This window comes from Cupriavidus necator (assembly GCF_016127575.1).
Taxonomy (GTDB): domain Bacteria; phylum Pseudomonadota; class Gammaproteobacteria; order Burkholderiales; family Burkholderiaceae; genus Cupriavidus; species Cupriavidus necator_D.
In genome coordinates this window covers 568,516-586,178 of the sequence record NZ_CP066019.1, presented here as the reverse complement: position 1 = coordinate 586,178, position 17,663 = coordinate 568,516, and the positions used below count along the sequence as shown (strand labels likewise).

The window sequence follows — 17,663 nt, the reverse complement described above, 5'->3', positions numbered from 1 at the left end:
GCTGCCGCTTGCAGCCATCTCAAGGAGTCAACTTATGTTGATGCGAGACGTGATCCCCCAAATCCTGAATCGCGGCGCGGCCCAACTGGCGCCCGACGCGTTCGAGACCGCTTCGCACAAGACCTTCCACCATGCGATCGACATCTACCTCAAGGATTCCAATGCCTTTATGAACACCTACTTCGCCCGCTATTTCGAGTGGCAGGGTATTTGCCGGGAGCGCTGGTTCCATGAATGCATCCACGACAACCTGCTGGCCGCGGGCGGCGTCTTCGTGACCAAGCGCGCGCACCAGGAGTATGTCGAGGAGACGTTCCCGTTCCAGCGCGTGGATTGCTACCTGAACACCTTCCAGGTCCGGCAGTGCTCGGCCTACCTGCTGTTCCGCTTCTGCGTGGGGGGCAAGCCGGTGTCGCTGGGCTACCAGCAGATCGTCTTCGCCGACCGGCAAAAGCGCATCACGCGCTTTCCGGCGGGCATCATCGAACGGGTCAGGGAATATGAACTGGCGCTGCCGGCACTGGCCAGCTGAGCCAGGCGCGGCTGACCCCGCGCGGGTCTGAATCCGGCACCGCCGGCCGTGGCTCAGCCGGCGGTGCTGGTGCGCAGCCGGCTGTCGGCCATGGCGGTGAAGCGCGGCAGGCTGAGGGTAAAGGTGGTATGCACGGCCGGCACCGACTCGCACTCAATGCGCCCGCCGAAGGTCTCGATCACGCGCCGGCAGAAGGCCAGGCCGAGGCCGGCACCGGTGCCATGCGCCTTGGTGGAGAAGAACGGATCGAAGATGCGCGGCATGACGTCGGCCGCAATGCCCGGGCCGGTGTCGCGAAAGCGGATCACGTGGTACTGGCCCTCGGTCGCGCCGGTGATGTCGATGCGGCCGCCGCCGGCCGCGCGGATCGCATGCAGCGCGTTCTTCAGCAGATTGAACAGCACGTAGACCAGCAGCGTGTCGGAGCCGACAAAGCGCCAGCCCTGGTCGATGCCGCGCACCTGCACGCAGCCGCGCTCCTCGCCCTGGAACGGGTAGCGCTCCAGCGCCGCATGCACGCAGTCGGCAATGCCGTGCGGGGCAAAGCTGCTGCGGTCCAGCCGCTCCAGCGTGACCGAGGCCAGCGCCATGTCGATCACGGTGCTGGTGCCATCGACTTCCCGCGTGATGGCGCCGACCAGGCTCGACACGCGCTCAAGCTGCCCGGGCCGCATGCGGTCCTCGCACAGCCCCTGCTGGACCGCCAGCCGGTAGCCATGCAGCACCTGCGGCCAGGTGCGCGCCAGCTCCTGCGCCTGCATGCGGATGGTCGCCAGCGGCGTGCGCACCTCGTGCGCCACGGTGGCGGCCAGCGAATACGGATGCATCAGGTCGTAGCGCACCACGCTGACCGCCAGGATGCCCAGGCTTGCCGCCACGAACACCACGCCCGGCGGATAGAAGGCCGCGCCATAGTTGACGGCGTAGTCCACCGCCGCCAGCGAATAGAGCGCCACCGCCACCAGGCACAGCTTGTAGCGCTTGCGGCGTTCGGCGGTTGCATTGCGCCGCGCCGCCACCAGCAGCCAGGCGCTGCGCAGCGCCACCAGCACCGTCTGCACCAGGTGCAGCGGATGCAGCGGGCCGGCCCTGGGATAGTCGCCAAAGAAATAGCTGTAGTAGCCGGAGACCACCTGGTCGGTGGTCAGCAGCAGCACCGCCAGCACCAGGCTCAGGCCGTACGAGGCCAGCAGCAACGGCCGCTCGCGGCGGCACTCGGTGACTTCGGCGATGAAGTGGTAGAAGGTGGTCGGCAGGAACAGGATGAAGAGGTAGCCGAGCCGGGCCAGCATCAGCGACACATCGGGATGCGAGGCCTGGAACAGGAACACCCACGTGCCCTGCCAGGCGAAGGTGGTCACGCACAGCAGGAAGAACGAAGTGGAGACGCGCGTCACGCCCTTGGTCACCAGCACATAGAGGCCGTAACCGAGGAAGATCGACGAGACGAAGGCGGGCAAGGCTGCGTACATGCGGAGCGCGAAGGCAAGCCGGGCGGATGGCAGGGTCGGCGACGCGACATGTTATGCCCTGCGCGGGTGGCGCGTGCATCATTCGGTTGCATTCAGAGCTAATCCGCGCTTAATGCTGTGCGATACGCGCCGGCATACCCCTCGTTCCGGGGGTGCCAGGTTCCGAGCACGCGCCGCACGCAAAAAGCAAGGCGGGACGCCCGCTGGCGTCCCGCCTTGCCTAGCTGCCACGCATTGCTTACCAGCGCGTGTCCCGTTCCCAATCCTTCATTTCTTCCTCGGCGCGCTCCTTGGTGTAGCCATAGCGCTCCTGGATGCGGCCGGCAAGCTGGTCACGCTTGCCGTTGATCTGCGCGATGTCGTCGTCGGTCAGCTTGCCCCACTTCTCCTTGATCTTGCCCTTCGCTTGTTCCCACTTGCCTTCGATCTGGTCCCAGTTCATCTCATGCTCCTTCATCCGGTGGCAAGGGGGCGCATTGGAGGCGTCCCCTTGCGGGTGGTGCGGTGCGTGGCCCGCCAATGCTGGCGGGATGCCGCGAAGGCTTACTTGCCGTACTTGGCCTTCACATCGGCCTGGCACTTGTCCTTGGCATCGCCCGACATCGCGTCGCAGCGTTCCTTGTCGGCCTTGTAGGCGGCGTCGGTGGCGTCCTTCTTCGCGTCGGCACGGGCTTCCGCCACGTCGGCACGCGAACCGGTCGCCGCGGCCTTGTCGACCTTGGCAGCCATCAGTGCCTTTTCATGGGCGGCCTTGGCGTCCTTCTTGCAGACGTCCTTGTCGTTGCCCTTCTTGTCGTCGCACATTTCCTTGGCTACGTCATAGTCGCGGTCAGCCTTGGTCTTCTCGGCCTTGGCGGTCGCCTTCTGCGTGCCGTCGCGGCGGGCTTCGGCCTGGGCCTTGGCCACATCGCGGTCGCGCTTGGCCTCGGCCTTGCAGACGTCCTTGGCGTTGTCCTTCATGCCATTGCACTTGGCGGAGGCAGCCTTGTAGTCCGCATCAGCCTGCTTCACCGCGGCGTCATAGTCTGCCCTTGCCCCGGTTGCAGTCGTTCCGGACGCGGTTGTTGGTGCGGTCATCTGCGCCAGCGCAAATCCCGCCGGTGCGGCAACCATCATCGAACACACTGCTGCGGTCAGCCATTTCTTCAACATGTCGATCTCCTTTCCGGGTGATTGCGTAAAGGTACGCATGAGAGGCCGGCGGCTATGCTGCTGGCCATGCCGTAAGTACAGAGTAGGCCCGGGGGGGTATGGGAAGCAGGCGTCCGGTTCCGAAAGGCGCGTCAGACTATTCCGACATTGCAATGCGGGCGAGGCACGCGGCGGGGCATGCACCTGGTTGCTGGAGGGGGGATGGTGCGGTCAGCGCGTCATGTGCGCGACGGCGGGCGAGCATGCGTGCCGCAGAACAAGGCGCCCCTCTCCCGCGCAGCGGGAGAGGGGCGCAAATTGCCAGTGAAGTCAGGGCGGTCGTCAGCCCAGAATCGACGGCGTCAACCGGTTCTCGTCAGGCGCTTCGCCCTCTTCGTCCGGCCAGTTGCGCCCCACCATCCATTCATACAAGGTGGGCAGCACGATCAGCGTCAGCATGGTGGCGGTGATCAGCCCGCCGATGATGACGATGGCCAGCGGGCGCTGCGTCTCAGAGCCGATGGCGCGAGAGATCGCCATCGGGAACAAACCCAGCATGGCCAGCAGCGCGGTCATCAGCACCGTGCGCAGCCGGTCCATCGAGCCCGTCAGCACCGCCTGGCGCACCGGCATGCCTTCATCGCGCAGCTGGTTGAAGTAGGTGACCATGACCACGCCATTGAGCACCGCCTGGCCGAACAGCGCGATAAAGCCGATCGCCGCCGACACCGACAGCGGGATGCCGGTCAGGAACAGCGCGAACACGCCCCCGATCAGCGCGAACGGGATGTTCGAGATGATCAGCGTGGCGCTCTTGAACGACTTGAACGCATTGAACAGCAGCAGGAAGATCACCAGCACCGACAGCGGCACCACGATCGAGAGCCGCGCCATGGCGCGCTCCTGGTTCTCGAACTCGCCCGACCAGCTGATCTTGACGTCGTCGGCCTTGACGTTCTTCGCCACCAGCTTCTGCATGTCCTTGACCACGCTGCCCATGTCGCGGTCGCGGATAAAGATGCCGATCGAGGTGGTGCGCTGGCCGTTCTCGCGGCTGATGTTCATCGCACCGGATGCCGCGCGGAACGTCACCAGTTGCGACAGCGGCACCTGCGCGCCGTCCGCGGTCTGCATGAAGATATTGGGCAGGTTCGGCAGCGCGCGCTCCGACGGCTTCAGGCGCACGGCCACGCTGAAATGCTTCTCGCCCTCCCACAGCTCGGTCGCGGCCTTGCCGGCCAGCGCGGTTTCCATCAGGTCCTGCACGTCGGCGACATTGATGCCGTAGCGCGCGGCCTGGGCCCGGTCGAACTCCAGCACGTACTGCGGCAGTTCGCCGTCACGGTCGATAAAGGCGCGCATCACGCCCTTGACCGTCTGCACGTTGGCCAGGATCTGGTCGGCCACCTTCTTGTTCTGCTCCAGGCTGTCGCTCTGCACCTTGATCACGATCTGGCCCTTGATCTGCGAGATGCTCTCCAGGATGTTGTCGCGCACCGGCTGCGAGAAATTGGGCTCGATGCCGGGGAGCTGGCGCAGGTTCTTGTCGATCTCGCCGATGATGGCGCGCTTGTTGAAGCCGTCGCGCCATTGCTTCTCGGGCTTCAGGTCCACCAGGATCTCGACGGTGTTGATCAGCTTGGGATCGGTGCCGTCGTCGGGGCGGCCCACCTTGGAGATGGTGGTATTGACCTCCGGGGTCTTGCGGATCACGCTGCGCAGCAGCCGCGCCTGGTCGCGCGCCTCGTCGATCGAGACCGATGCCGGCAGGTCGAAGCTGACCCACATCGAGCCTTCGTCCAGCTCGGGCAGGAACTCGCTGCCGAGGAACTTGCCCACGCCCACGGTCACCACCAGCAGGCCCAGCGCCGAACCCACCACCAGCTTCTTATGGTCCAGCGCCCAGGCCAGCATCGGCTCATAGAGCCGCTTGCAGTGGCGCACGATGAAGTTGTCGTCGTGCGCGATGTTCCTGGTGAGCAGCAGGTGGCACAGCAGCGGCACCAGCGTCAGCGAGAGGATCAGGGAGCCGATCAGCGCGCCCGTGACCGTGTAGGCCATCGGCGCGAAGATCTTGCCCTCGTGCCGCTGCAGCGTGAAGATCGGGATGTGCGCCGCAATGATGATGACCATCGAGAACACGGTCGGACGGCCCACTTCCGTGGTGGCCTGCAGGATGGCATGCAGGCGCGCCTTGCTGTCCTTGATCTGCTGCGCCTTGAGCTCGCCCAGCCGCTTGAAGATATTCTCAACCACGATCACCGCGCCGTCGACGATGATACCGAAGTCCATCGCGCCAAGAGACAGCAGGTTGGCTGGAATACCCACCCAGGTCAGCCCGATGAAGGTCGACAGCAGCGCCAGCGGGATGATCAGCGCCACGATCGCCGCGGCGCGCACGTTGGCCAGGAACAGGTACAGCACCGCCATCACCAGCAGCGCGCCTTCCACCAGGTTGCCGAACACGGTGTGCAGGGTCTTGTCGATCAGCGTGGAGCGATCGTAGTACGGCACGATCTTCACGCCCTTGGGCAGGATCTGGTCGTCCAGCAGGTCGATCCTCTTCTTCAGCGCCTCCAGCACCAGCGACGGGTTCTCGCCCTTGCGCATCACCACGATGCCCGAGACGATGTCGTCCTCGTCGTCCTGGCCCATCAGGCCCTGCGGCGGCGCGCTGCCGACCCTCACGTCGGCGATGTCCTTGACCAGGATCGGGGTGCCCTGGTTCTCGGCCACCACCACGTTGGCGATATCGGCCGAGGTGCGGAAACTGCCCAGCGAGCGCAGCAGGAACTGTTGCCGGCCGTGCGCCACGGCGCCGCCGCCGGCATTGGCGTTGGCGCGCTGCAGCGCGGTGAACAGCTGCGACAGCGAGATCTTGGCATCGCGCATGCGCGCCAGGTTGGGATTGACCTCGTACTGCTTGATGGTTCCGCCGATGGTGACCAGGTCGGCCACGCCCGGCACCTGGCGCAGGTTTTTCTCCACCACCCAGTCCTGCAGCGTGCGCAGCTCTTGCGCGGTATAGCCCTTGCCGGCCAGGCGGAAGCGGTAGATCTCGCCGATCGCGGTGGACAGCGGCGCCAGGTCCGGATGCACGCCGTCGGGCAGGTCCACGCTGCGCAGGCGCTCCAGGATCTGCTGGCGCGCGGTCACGTCGGTGGCGCGGTCGTTGAAGGTCACCATCATGAACGACAGGCCGAACTGCGTATGCGAGAACACCCGCACCGCGTTGGGCGTTCCGGCCAGCGCGGTTTCAATGGGGATGGTCACCTGGCGCTCCACCTCTTCGGCGGCGCGGCCCGGGTACAGCGTGATGACGTTGACCTGGATGTCGGAGACATCCGGGAAAGCTTCGATCGGCAGGTTCTTGAATGCAGCCAGGCCGCCCCCGACGAAGATAAGCAGGCCCAGCCAGACAAAGAGCTTCTGGTGCAGGGCAAAGCTGACGATGCGCGAAATCATGTGGCGGCCGTCCTCACTTCTTCTCGGACGCACGCGCCGCGTTCACGGCAGTGGCATCGCGCAGGATGTCCTGCAGGTAGAGGTTGCCGTCGGTGATCACGGTCTCGCCGTCCTTCACGCCTTCAAGCAGCTCGGTGGTGCCGGGCAGCGTCACGCCCACGCGCACCAGGCGGCGCTCGAAGGTATTGGCGGTGGTGCGCACGAACACATAGTTGCGGTTGTCGGCCAGGAACACGGCCTTGGACGGCACGGCGATGCCCTTGAACGACGCGGCCGGCAGCTTCGCGGTGACGAACATCTCTGCCTTCAGGCGCCGCTCCGGGTTGGGCACGTTCAGCCGCACCTTGATACTGCGCGCGGTGGGATCGACATAGTCGGCGATCTTGACCACGGTGCCGGAGAAGGTCTCGCCGGGCCAGGCAGCGGTGGTGAGCTGCACGTCCACGCCCGGCTTGAACAGGCTCAGGTCGGCCTCGCCCGCATCGACCTGCGCCCACAGCGTGGTCGGATCGGTCACCAGGAACAACGGCGCGGCGGGCGGCTGGTCGGGGCGCAGCTCCATGCCGAGGTTGATGTTGCGTTCGACCACCAGGCCGTCGATCGGGCTGCGCAGCGGAAAGCGCTGGTTTACGATGCCTGAGGCGCCCGCGCCGCCCGCGGCCGCGCCGTACTGGGCCAGCGCCGCCTGGGTGCGCTGCAGGTCCGCCGCGGCGCGCGCGGCGTCGGCCTGCGCCTGCTCCAGCTCCTTCTGCGCGATGATGCCGGCGCCGTACAGCTCGCGCTGCCGTGCCAGCGCCTTGGCCGCGACCGCGCTGTCGGCGGCGGCCTTGCGCGCATCGGCCTGGGCCACGCCGAAATCGGGCGAGGTCAGGCTGGCCAGCGGCTGGCCCGCTTTCACGGTGGCGCCGGGCTGCACCAGGATCTCGGTGACGCGGCCGGCAAACGGCGTCGACACGCGCACGGTCTTGTCCTCGTTCCACACCAGCCGGCCGGGCAGGCTCAGCATGCGCTCGCCGCCGGTCCTGGCGGCTTCGCCGGCGATGCCCGGCAGCGTCTTCACGCTGGCCGGGAACTGGATGGTATTGCCGCTGACCTTGGGATCGTCATCGGCCTTGGGCGCTTCAGACTTGCCGCAGGCGGCCAGCGCCAGCGCGCACAGGGACAGGGCAGCAAACCGTGCGGGCAGGCCGGCGGGGAAATGGACGGAAGACATGCGGCGGGACATGCGTGACAGGAGGGAGTGCATTGGATTCGCTGGGACTGCGGTTCAGGGACGCGAGCTTGTCGCAGTGCCGGTCGTGGAGGTCTGCAGCGCGGCGCGGTAGGCCGACAGGGCCTTGGCGTAATCGCCCTGGGCGCTGACGGAATCGAGCCGGGTCTGGCGCAGCGCGCGGCGGGCATCGAGCAGGTCGAGCACGCCGGTGGCGCCCTTGCCGTAGGCAAACTCGGCGCTGCCGGCCACGCTTTCGGCGGCGGGCAGCACGTCGTCGCGCATCTGCCGCAGTGACTGGCGCGCGGCTTCGAGCTGGCTGCGCAGCCGTTCCATCTCATTGCCGGCTTCCAGCAGCACGCGGTTGCGGTCGTCCAGCGCGGCGTAGTAGTCCACCTCGGCGCGGCGGGCCTCGCCGCCGTTGCTGTGGCGCACGTACAGCGGGATCGTCAGGAACACGCCGTAGCTGTTGCCGCTGCCGTTGGTATTGGTGGCGGAAACCGGATAGTGCTCAGCCTGCGCGCCGACGGTCACGTCGGGCACGCGGCCGGCGCGCGCCAGGTCGCGCGCGGCGGCGGCCGCGGCCAGGCGGGCCTCGGCCGCAGTTACGTCGGGGCGGCGCTGCAATGTGTCGGGATCGACCTGCGGCACGGGCGTATCCAGCGGCGGCCAGTCCGCCACCAGCCGGTTGCCGGCAAGCGTGCCGGGCACGCCCATGGCCTGCGCCAGCTGGGCCTTGTCGCGCGCGTGGTCGGTCATGGCCTGGCGCATGTCGCTCTGCGCGCGCAGCGCGTCTAGCTGCAGCTTGGTCACGTCGGCGCGCGAGACGTCGCCGGCCTTCAGGCGGGTCTCGCTGGCCTGGCGCGTGCGGTCGTAGAGCGCCAGCATCTCCTTGAACACCGCCACGCGCTCCTGGCTGACCACCGCGTCATAAAAAGCCTGCTCCGCCGCGGCGCTCTGCTGCGCCACCACCGCCTGCACCACTTCGCCGGCGGCCGCGCTGGCCTTGCGCGCGGCGTCCACGCGCAGGCCGCCCTTGTTGGCGGTCTCGATCAGCTGGTCCACGCGCAGGGTAGAGTCCACGGTCTTGCTGCGCAGGTTGCCCGAGCCGATGCCGGCATGCGGGTTGATATTGGTCACGCCCAGGCTCAGCACGGGATTGGGCCGCTGCGAAGCGATCTGTATGTCCGCCTGGCTGGCTTCGACGCCGCGGCGGGCGGCGATGATGTCGCGGTTGCAGCGCAGTGCGTCCAGGCGCGCCTGCGCCAGGGTCAGCGTCGCGCCCGCCGGCGGCGGCACGCAAGGACCGGCAGCATCTGCGGAATCAGCGGAAGGAAGCGGATCGGCGGGGCCTTCGGCGGCAAGGATTGCCGCGGGCCGGGCCAGAACCCCCAGTAGCAGCAGGGCACCTACGGCAATACGGGAAAAGACAAAAGGCACGGTCAGTCAGGCTCGGTTCGACAACGGTCTGCGGTAAACGACCGTGCTCGCCGAACGGTGCACCAGGGCGGCAAATATTCATCCGACCCTGATCCCGCCAATGCGGCCGCGAAGCGTGGCTGTCCTGGTGCGCCCTCGCCCGCTGTCCTGGTGCATCAGACGCCACCGGACACGATCTCCCGCACGCATTCAAACCGAATCGCATTACAAACGGCTTTCATAAAGCTGACAAAAGCCTTTAACTGCGCGAAAACCCTAGCCAATCGGAAAACCATGAAAAACGGCACGGCCGTTGCCGGCCGTGCCGTCTGTACTGCCAGGCGGCTTACCCCTTCATGCGGTCATCCAGCCCCAGGCTGCGGCCGATGATCTCCTTCATGATCTCGCTGCTGCCGGCGTAGATGCGCGAGATGCGCGCGTCGGTGTACATGCGGCAGATGCGGTACTCCTCCATATAGCCGGCGCCACCGTGCAGCTGCACGCCCTCGTCGACCATGCGTCCCTGCAGTTCCGACGTGAGCAGCTTGGCCGACGCCGCCGTCTCCACGGTCAGCGTGCCTGCGTTGTGCTGCAGCACGCACTGGTCGACGAAGGTCTGCAGCGCATCCAGCTGCGCCCGCAGTTCGGCAAGCTTGAAGCGCGAGTTCTGGAACGTGCCGATGGCCCGGCCGAAGGCCTTGCGCTCCTTGACATAGTCCAGCGTGAGGTCGAACGCCACCTGCGCCGACGCCATGTAGCCGCAGGCGCCAATCAGCCGCTCTTCGGCCAGGTGGCGCGTCAGGTAGCGGAAGCCCTGGCCGGGCTCGCCCAGCACGTTGGCCTTGGGCACCTTGACGTTGTCGAAGAACAGCTCCGAGGTGTCCTGCGAGTGCAGGCCCATCTTGCGCAGCTTGCGCCCGCGCTCGAAGCCGGGCATGCCGCGCTCGACGATAAAGAGGCCAAGGCCATGGCTGCGCTCCGGATCAGTGCGCGCGACCACCACCACGTAGTCGGCCAGCTGGCCGTTCGAGATATAGGTCTTGGCGCCGTTCAGCACCCAGTGGTCGCCGTGGTCCTCGGCACGCGTGCGCATGCCGGCCAGGTCGGATCCCGCCTGCGGCTCGGTCATGGCAATGGCAAAGATCGACTCGCCGCGCGCGGCCGCCGGCAGCAGGCGCTGGCGTTGTTCCTCGTTGCCGATGCGGCCGATATACGGCGCCACCAGCCGCGAGTGCAGCGTGCCGAAAAAGCCCGAGTCGCCGTGGCGCGCATTCTCTTCGATCAGGATCTGCTCATAGCGGAAATCCTCCACGCCGGCGCCGCCGTATTTCTCGTCGGCCCACATCAGCAGGTAGCCCTGCTCGCCGGCCTTGCGGAACACTTCGCGGTCCACGCAGCCCTGTTCGCGCCAGCGCTCGCCGTGCGGCCCCACCTCGCGCTGGTAGAAGCGGCGGGCGGATTCGCGGAAGGCGTCGTGTTCGGCTTCGAAGATCAGGCGTTGCATGCGGGGTCTCCTGGTGTTTTTGAGAGTGACCGGCTGAGTGTCTGCCGTGCAGCGTCTATGAGATTCGTCGGAAAGGATGATTTTTCCTCCCGCAGCCGAACGGCCCAGGTTTGAAGGAGAAGCCAGCTTGAATGCAATTTTATTGATATGAAGTGGAAATAACTTTCATTTACCCGCCGGAACGCTTTGCACAATACTGGAAGCACAGATACCTATTCGATGGAGCGGGGAACATGGAAGCCGTCCTCTGGATCGCCCTGGCGCTGGCACTGGTGGCGCTGGGAGGCACCGTCACCTGGCTGATCGGGACCCGGGTGCCCGAGCCGGTGTTCGAACGCGCGCAGCGGCATGGCCGCTTTGCCGGGCTGGAACCGCGCCCGCCGCGCGGCGGCGGGCGCGGCCGCCGGGTGGGGCGCGTGCGGCAATGGCGCCTGGTGGCCGTGCCCGGCCCGATGGGCCAACTGGTGCCGGTCCGGATCTGACCGCTTTGCGCTATTGCGGGAAATCCCAGCGCTGCGACCAGTCGGATTCTTCGCGCACGATGTCACGCAGGATGCGCACGGCATCCTGCGACGCCCCTGCGGGGGTCCTGGCGCAGACGAGGAATACCGGATAAGAGAACTCTGACGCGCCTTCCACGCGCGCCAGCACCCCGCTGTCCAGGTAGCTCTGCACCACGCGTGTCCGGAAATACCCACTGCCACCGAACTGCAGGATGTACTGCAGCGCCAGCGGCCCCAGGTTGAAGTACAGCGAGGCGCGCGCATGCTCCGGCAGCGCGCTGTCATGCTGGCAGCGGAATTCCGGTCCCCAGTCGATATAGACATAGCCGCCGTCGCGCTGCGTCGAGCGGATCAGGATCAGCTTCTCTTCCATCAGCGCCTCGACATGCATGCCGGGCGCGTACTCCGGCTGGTAGACCAGCGCCGCATCCAGCGTGCCTGACTGCAGCTTGCGCTGCAGCTCCGCCCCTTCCCCCACTTCCGCCCGCACCGCCTGCGCCGGCATCAGTTGGCGCAGGCGCGTGGTCCACAGCAGCACCAGCGGGTTGCCCAGGCTGATTTCCGTACCGAAACGAAACAGGCTGGCCAGCCCGGCCGGCAACGGCAGCTCGCGGCAGGCCGCCTCCCAGGTCTGCACCAGCTGGCTGGCGTAGCCGAGAAAGCGCTGACCATCGGGCGTCAGCCGTGCGCCCGCCTTGTTGCGCTCGAACAGGCGGCAGTTGAGCTGCGATTCCAGGCTCTTGATGCGCGCGGTCACGGCGGTCTGGGTGACATGCAGCTTGTCAGCCGCGGCCAGCAGGCTGCCGGTGCGGACGACTTGCAGGAAGGTGCGGGCGAGATTGATGTCCATTGGGCGGGGAATTACCAGTGTGACGAATTGTAGGTAATGACAGACGAGATTGAGAATTATGGACGTACACACGCAGACGTACTTCTGATTGGATGGTGCTATGCTCGTACCTACAAGGATGTACATGGAAACCACAATGCCTTTCACCCGGATCTTCCGTAACGGAAACTCCCAAGCGGTGCGCATTCCCGCGGAACTGGCCTACCCCGACACCGATATGCAGCTGGAAATCGAGCGGATCGGCGATGAGTTGCGGATCCGCCCCGTGCGACAGCGCCTGACAGGCCTGCTCGACGCCTTCGCCGCGTTCCCGGCCGACTTCATGGCACAAGGCCGCGGCGACCAGGAGCAGGCTGAGCGGGAGGGATTCTGATGGCCAGGTATATGTTCGACACCAGCATGTGCATCTACCTGATGAAGCACCAGCCGCCCCAGGTGGCCGAACGCTTTGCACAATGCTTCGAGGGCGATGTGGTGCTGTCTGCGATCACCCTGGCCGAACTCGAATACGGTGTAACCGCCTCGGGCAATCCGGAGGCTGCGCGGCGCGCGTTGCACGGGCTGGTCGCGCGGGTCCCAGTGCTGCCGCTGAACGCCGAAGCCGCGCGCGCCTATGGCCCGATTCGTGCCGCCAGGCGCGAACGCAAGGCAGATGTCATGGACAAGCTGATTGCCGCCCATGCCATTGCGGAGGATCTGACAGTGGTCACGCGCAACGTGCGCGACTTTGCGACGTATCCGGGCCTGCGCATCGAAGACTGGACCGCGTCACCCCAGGCCTGAACTCAAATACCCCAGCCTTCCCGAACGACTTCATGTCGGCAGGGCGGGACGAACAGGAACAGGTCAGGCGCTAAAGGCCGCACTGCGCCACTTGTTTCGCCACCCTGCTCCCGGGAGCCCCGCCAGGTCAGCGCGCCGGCTGCGGCCGCACCGCCGCTGGCATGGCAACCGGCACGGCGCCTGGCGCCGGCGCGCTGCGCGCCTCGCGCGGCAGCCTCAGCGGCGCGAGGCCTTCCGGCTCCCGCAAGGCCAACCCATTGTCATAACCGGTGGCAACGGCCTCCAGGTATCCGGGCGCAAACTTCTGCTCCGGCGTCACGGCCTGCACGGCAGGCGCTGCAGCCTGCGGCGCTTCGGACTGGGCGCAGGCGACACTGTTGATGCATAAGCCCAGCACGCGCAGCAGCGCCATGGCCTGGCGCGAGCGGTGCAGGATTGCGGGCGGGCGCGGCGCGGCCTGCCCTGTCTGGCATTGGGGTCGGGTGTACATCGGGGTTCTCCGGGAAGCCATTGCTGGCTGGTGGCACAACGAGCCGCGGCGCCGCGCTCGCTGTCCATTGCGCAATGACCGTGCCACCGCCACAAGGCTGGTTGCGGCGTGGATTACGGCACTTTCCGGGAATGGGATGGTGGGGCCAGGCCGACGCTGGCGGCAGGGATGTCGGTCGATCTCCAACACCCTCGGCGGCGTCCGCGCCGCCACAGGTGCGTAAGCCCCGCCCTCAGGGCTTGACCGCCGCCGCCAGCACTGCCGGCATCGGCACCTCGAAGCCGCTGCCGCGCATATAGGCGGCGACGGTGCCGCGCAGCACGGCGCGGATCTCGTCGCGGGCCTTGGGAGTCTGCGCGCGCAGCGTGGCGGCGGCGCGCACGGTGCCCTGGGCCAGCGCATCGAACAGCTGGTCGGGCGTGGAGAAGCGCCATACCTGCGGCACGTTGCGGCAGGTGGGCGAGACAAAGCCGGCCTGCTGCAACGCGGTGCGGCAATGGCCCGGATCGCTGAACAGGAAGAAGTTCGGCCCCACGGGGATATCGACCTCCATCGAGCCGTAGGCGCGGATCGCGGCATAGACCGCGCCGAAACCGACCGCGCGCTCGGGCGTGTCCCACACGGTGAAGGCGATGCGCCCGCCCGGGCGCAGCACGCGGAAGGCCTCGGCCAGCGCGGCATCGGGGTCGGACAGGTGGCACATGCCGAAGCCATTGACCACGGCATCGAAGCTGGCATCGCCGAACGGCAGCGCCTGCGCATCGGCCTGCTCGTAATGGACATCCGGATGGAGCTTGCGCGCCAGCTGCACCTGCGCCAGCGAGAAATCGATGCCGACGGACTCTGCGCCGCGCCGCACCGCCCCCGCCGCGACATGGCCGGAGCCGGTGGCCACATCCAGCACGCGCAGCCCGCTGGTCACATGGGCCTCGTCCAGCAGGGACTCGACCGATTGCCGGGTCACGTGCGACAGATGCTCCTGGTACTGGCTGACGACCTCGGGATCTTCCCAGCCAGCCAGCTCAAAAGCCCGAAACGAATCTGCGGTGTGGTCCATGCCCTCTCCTCGGCGTCGACGCCAGGCTGCCGGTTTGCGCGGACGCAGTGCCCCTCCGCCGTCTGACCCCGGTAAAACCAAGTATAGACAGCGCTGGCGGCGCTCAGCGGCCGGGCGTTCAGAGCGGCACCCGGACGTGCCCTCAGGCAAAGCGCAGCGTGGCCACGCCGGCGGCAATCAGGCAGGCCGCGCCCAGGCGGGCGGCGCCCACGCGCTCCTTGAGCAGCAGCCCGGAGATCAACGCGCCGAACAGGATCGAGGACTCACGCAGGGCCGCTACCGGGGCCACCGGCGCGCGTGTCATCGCCCACAGCGACAGCCCATAGGACGCCAGCGTGCCGCCGCCGCCCACCAGCGCGAACACCAGGTTGCGCCGCACATAGCCGCCCAGTGCCGGCCGGCGCGCCACCAGCGCCCACGCCGCCAGCGGCACCGCGGTCAGCACGAAGATCCAGAATGCATACGCCACAGGTGCGCCGGAGCGGCGCACGCCGGTGCCGTCGATCAGCGTATAGGCGGCGATCACCACTGCGTTCAGCAGCGCCAGCCACATGCCCTCACGGCTGCCAGGGGCACCGCGGGCACCACCCGCCATGGCCAGGATGCCCAGGCTGATCACGGCGATGCCGCTCCACGCCAGCGCCGACAGGTGCTCGCCCAGCCAGCCCACGCTGGCCACCGCCACCAGCAGCGGCGCGGTGCCGCGCATCAGGGGGTAGGTCTGGCTCATGTCCGCGGTGTGGTAGATGCGTGCCACCAGCGCGAAATACACCACGTGCACGCCCACTGACGCGGCGATGAACGGCCAGCTCGCCGGCGCCGGCTGCGGCAACGCCGGCAGCGCCACGGCGCCCGTCAGTCCGGCGCTCACCGCCACCATCACCGTCGACAGCATCTTGTCGCCGCCGCCCTTGACCACCGCGTTCCAGGCGGCATGCAGGAACGCGGCGAGCAGGACGACAGCGAAGACCGTGAGAGACATGGACGGCAGCGGGCTCGGCGTGTGGGGACGCCGTCATTCTAGCGGTGCGGTGCCGCCGCTGCCGCGCCCTGGCCCGCCTACTTCGCGCCGCTGACCCGCCACACGGTATTGCCGACATCGTCGGCCACCAGCAAACCGCCTTGCTTGTCGATCGCCACGCCCACCGGCCGCCCGCGCGCGTTGCCGTCCTCATCGAGAAAGCCGGTCAGCACGTCGAACGGCGCGCCGTTGGGCCGGCCCTTGCTGAACGGCACGAAGATCACCTTGTAGCCCGCCAGCGGCCTGCGGTTCCACGAACCGTGCAGGCCCACGAACATGCCTTCGCTGAAGCGCGCCGGCAGGTTGTTGCCGCCGGCGGCGGCCAGCCCGAGCGATGCGGTGTGCGCCCCCACGGCATAGTCCGGCACGATGGCCCTGGCCACCAGGTCCGGCGCCGGCGGCTTCACGCGTGCGTCGACATGCTGGCCGTAGTAGCTGTAGGGCCAGCCATAGAAGCCGCCGTCGCGCACCGAGGTGATGTAGTCCGGCACCAGGTCGCTGCCGATTTCATCGCGCTCGTTGACGGCGGTCCAGAGCATGCCGGTGACCGGTTCCCACGCCATGCCGTTGGGATTGCGCAGGCCGCTGGCAAAGATCCGGTGCGTGCCGGCCTGCGGGTCGACCTCCCAGATGGCGGCGCGGCCGACCTCCTTGTCCATGCCGTGCTCGCCCACGTTGCTGTTGGAGCCCACCGTCACGTACAGCTTGCTGCCGTCGCGGCTGGCGATCAGGCTCTTGGTCCAGTGATGGTTGAGCGGCCCGCCGGGCAGGTCCACCACCTTCTGGGGCGCGGCCGTAATCCGGGTCTGTCCGGGCTGGTACGGGAAGCGCAGCACCGCGTCGGTGGCGGCTACGTAGAAGTCGTTGCCGACCAGGGCCATGCCGAACGGCGAGTTCAGGTCCTTTAGGAACACCGAGCGCTGGTCGGCGACGCCGTCGCCGTTGGTGTCGCGCAGCAGCGTGATGCGGTTGGCGCTGGGGGTGCCGGCGCCCGCGCGCTTCATCACCTTCTTCATGATCCAGCCGCGGAAGCCCTTGCCGTCGTCGGGCTTGGGCGGGGCATTGCTCTCGGCCACCAGCACGTCGCCGTTGGGCAGCACATAGACCCAGCGCGGATGGTCCAGCTTGTCGGCGAAGGCCGTCACCGCCATGCCTGCGGCCGGCACCGGGCGCTGGCCCGCGGCCCAGCCGATGGCCGGCGCGATCTTGACGGTGGGGATCGCGGTCTGGTTGGGTGGCGGCAGCTGCGGCGTGGGGCCAAAGCCCGCTTCGGAAGGCAGCTTGGCCGTTTCACCGCAGGCGGCGAGCGCAGCGGTGGCGCCCGCCAAAAGAACGACACGCAACAGGGAAAAGGTGATGGGCATCGGCATGGTCCGGGCTCCTCAGGCAACGCAGGGCGATGCGCCTGTTCCTGGACTATAGGATGCGTGCCGCCCGCCCCTCTGTAGGCGCCGGGGAGGCCGCCGTGTAGGACGATGCCCACGCCCGCGGCGCGCACGCCGCAGGCTGCCTCAGCCGCGGTGCGGCGTATCGAGCCCCTTCACCACCGCCGGGCGCTTCACGAAGGCCTCCAGCACGCGCCTGACATGCGGGAAGTCCTGGATGCCGACCAGTTCGCCCGCCTCATAGAAGCCAAGCAGGTTGCGCACCCACGGGAAGGTGGCGATATCGGCAATGGTGTAGGTGTCGCCCATGATCCAGTCGCGCCCTTCCAGCCGCTGGTTCAGCACATTCAGCAGGCGCCGGCTTTCGGCCACGTAGCGGTCGCGCGGGCGCTTGTCCTCGTACTCCTTGCCCGCGAACTTGTGGAAAAAGCCCACCTGCCCGAACATCGGCCCGATGCCGCCCATCTGGAACATCACCCACTGGATGGTTTCGTAGCGGCGCGCGGGGTCGGCCGGGATCAGCTGGCCCGACTTGTCGGCCAGGTAGAGCAGGATCGCGCCCGATTCGAACAGCGCCAGCGGCTTGCCGCCCGGACCGTTGGGATCGAGGATGGCGGGAATCTTGTTGTTCGGGCTCAGCGACAGGAACTCCGGCGACATCTGGTCGTTGGCGTCGAAGCGCACCAGGTGCGGTTCATACGGCAGGCCGGTCTCCTCCAGCATGATCGACACCTTGACCCCGTTGGGCGTGGGCAGGGAATACAGCTGGATGCGGTCGGGATGCTGCGCCGGCCATTTGCGGGTGATGGGGAAAGCGGACAGATCGGGCACACTGGCTCCT

Annotated in this window: 17 protein-coding genes; 4 read left to right on the top strand and 13 right to left on the bottom strand. The window is 67.4% G+C overall.

Annotated features, from left to right (window positions below):
• Positions 1–34: 34 nt before the first annotated feature.
• A complete protein-coding gene (locus I6H87_RS21695; RefSeq protein WP_010810373.1) occupies positions 35–532 on the top strand; it encodes an acyl-CoA thioesterase in 498 nt (165 codons plus the stop codon).
• Between the two features lie 53 nt (positions 533–585).
• Here the strand turns inward: I6H87_RS21695 and I6H87_RS21690 are convergent, their stop codons facing one another.
• The 7 genes from I6H87_RS21690 to I6H87_RS21660 form a co-directional block, all read right to left on the bottom strand.
• Entirely contained in the window at positions 586–2,004 is a 1,419-nt protein-coding gene (locus I6H87_RS21690; protein WP_011616688.1) for a sensor histidine kinase, read from the bottom strand.
• A 238-nt stretch (positions 2,005–2,242) separates the two neighbouring features.
• Positions 2,243–2,446 carry a CsbD family protein gene (locus I6H87_RS21685; RefSeq protein ID WP_010810375.1) on the bottom strand — a complete coding sequence of 68 codons (204 nt, stop codon included), beginning with the start codon at positions 2,444–2,446 and terminating at the stop codon, positions 2,243–2,245.
• Positions 2,447–2,547: 101 nt separating this feature from the next.
• A complete protein-coding gene (locus I6H87_RS21680; protein WP_010810376.1) occupies positions 2,548–3,156 on the bottom strand; it encodes a hypothetical protein in 609 nt (202 codons plus the stop codon).
• Positions 3,157–3,477: 321 nt separating this feature from the next.
• Entirely contained in the window at positions 3,478–6,600 is a 3,123-nt protein-coding gene (locus tag I6H87_RS21675) for an efflux RND transporter permease subunit (RefSeq protein WP_010810377.1), read from the bottom strand.
• A gap of 13 nt (positions 6,601–6,613) precedes the next feature.
• The gene (locus I6H87_RS21670) at positions 6,614–7,813 is read right to left on the bottom strand and encodes an efflux RND transporter periplasmic adaptor subunit (protein WP_011616687.1); all 1,200 of its coding nucleotides are present in this window, start codon (positions 7,811–7,813) and stop codon (positions 6,614–6,616) included.
• 54 nt (positions 7,814–7,867) lie between these two features.
• Complete coding sequence (locus I6H87_RS21665) at positions 7,868–9,250, bottom strand: TolC family protein (protein WP_051398555.1); 1,383 nt, start codon at positions 9,248–9,250, stop codon at positions 7,868–7,870.
• A 325-nt stretch (positions 9,251–9,575) separates the two neighbouring features.
• Positions 9,576–10,733, bottom strand: a complete 1,158-nt coding sequence (locus I6H87_RS21660) for an acyl-CoA dehydrogenase family protein (RefSeq protein ID WP_010810380.1) — start codon at positions 10,731–10,733, stop codon at positions 9,576–9,578.
• 233 nt (positions 10,734–10,966) lie between these two features.
• Here I6H87_RS21660 and I6H87_RS21655 point away from each other — a divergent pair, with 233 nt between their 5' ends.
• A complete protein-coding gene (locus tag I6H87_RS21655; protein WP_010810381.1) occupies positions 10,967–11,215 on the top strand; it encodes a hypothetical protein in 249 nt (82 codons plus the stop codon).
• 10 nt (positions 11,216–11,225) lie between these two features.
• Here the strand turns inward: I6H87_RS21655 and I6H87_RS21650 are convergent, their stop codons facing one another.
• On the bottom strand, positions 11,226–12,086 hold the full coding sequence (locus tag I6H87_RS21650; RefSeq protein ID WP_011616684.1) for a LysR family transcriptional regulator: 861 nt from the start codon (positions 12,084–12,086) through the stop codon (positions 11,226–11,228).
• A 124-nt stretch (positions 12,087–12,210) separates the two neighbouring features.
• Between I6H87_RS21650 and vapB the strand changes: the two genes are divergently transcribed.
• Both vapB and I6H87_RS21640 read left to right on the top strand, forming a co-directional pair.
• Positions 12,211–12,459, top strand: a complete 249-nt coding sequence (vapB, locus tag I6H87_RS21645) for a type II toxin-antitoxin system VapB family antitoxin (RefSeq protein WP_011616683.1) — start codon at positions 12,211–12,213, stop codon at positions 12,457–12,459.
• Complete coding sequence (locus I6H87_RS21640; protein WP_041687997.1) at positions 12,459–12,869, top strand: type II toxin-antitoxin system VapC family toxin; 411 nt, start codon at positions 12,459–12,461, stop codon at positions 12,867–12,869. The genes vapB and I6H87_RS21640 overlap by 1 nt, the downstream gene beginning before the upstream one ends.
• Positions 12,870–12,996: 127 nt before the next feature.
• On the opposite strand, the gene I6H87_RS21635 is transcribed toward I6H87_RS21640, so the two are convergent.
• From I6H87_RS21635 to I6H87_RS21615, 5 genes are all read right to left on the bottom strand, one after another.
• Positions 12,997–13,359 (bottom strand): hypothetical protein, encoded by a 363-nt coding sequence (locus I6H87_RS21635; RefSeq protein WP_010810385.1) that lies wholly within the window; start codon positions 13,357–13,359, stop codon positions 12,997–12,999.
• 232 nt (positions 13,360–13,591) lie between these two features.
• Positions 13,592–14,416 carry a class I SAM-dependent methyltransferase gene (locus I6H87_RS21630; protein ID WP_010810386.1) on the bottom strand — a complete coding sequence of 275 codons (825 nt, stop codon included), beginning with the start codon at positions 14,414–14,416 and terminating at the stop codon, positions 13,592–13,594.
• 142 nt (positions 14,417–14,558) lie between these two features.
• A complete protein-coding gene (locus I6H87_RS21625; protein ID WP_010810387.1) occupies positions 14,559–15,398 on the bottom strand; it encodes an EamA family transporter in 840 nt (279 codons plus the stop codon).
• Positions 15,399–15,475: 77 nt separating this feature from the next.
• Positions 15,476–16,807: a PQQ-dependent sugar dehydrogenase gene (locus tag I6H87_RS21620; protein WP_010810388.1), complete on the bottom strand. Its 1,332-nt coding sequence runs from the start codon at positions 16,805–16,807 to the stop codon at positions 15,476–15,478.
• 141 nt (positions 16,808–16,948) lie between these two features.
• On the bottom strand, positions 16,949–17,653 hold the full coding sequence (locus I6H87_RS21615) for a glutathione S-transferase N-terminal domain-containing protein (RefSeq protein ID WP_010810389.1): 705 nt from the start codon (positions 17,651–17,653) through the stop codon (positions 16,949–16,951).
• Positions 17,654–17,663 lie beyond the last annotated feature (10 nt).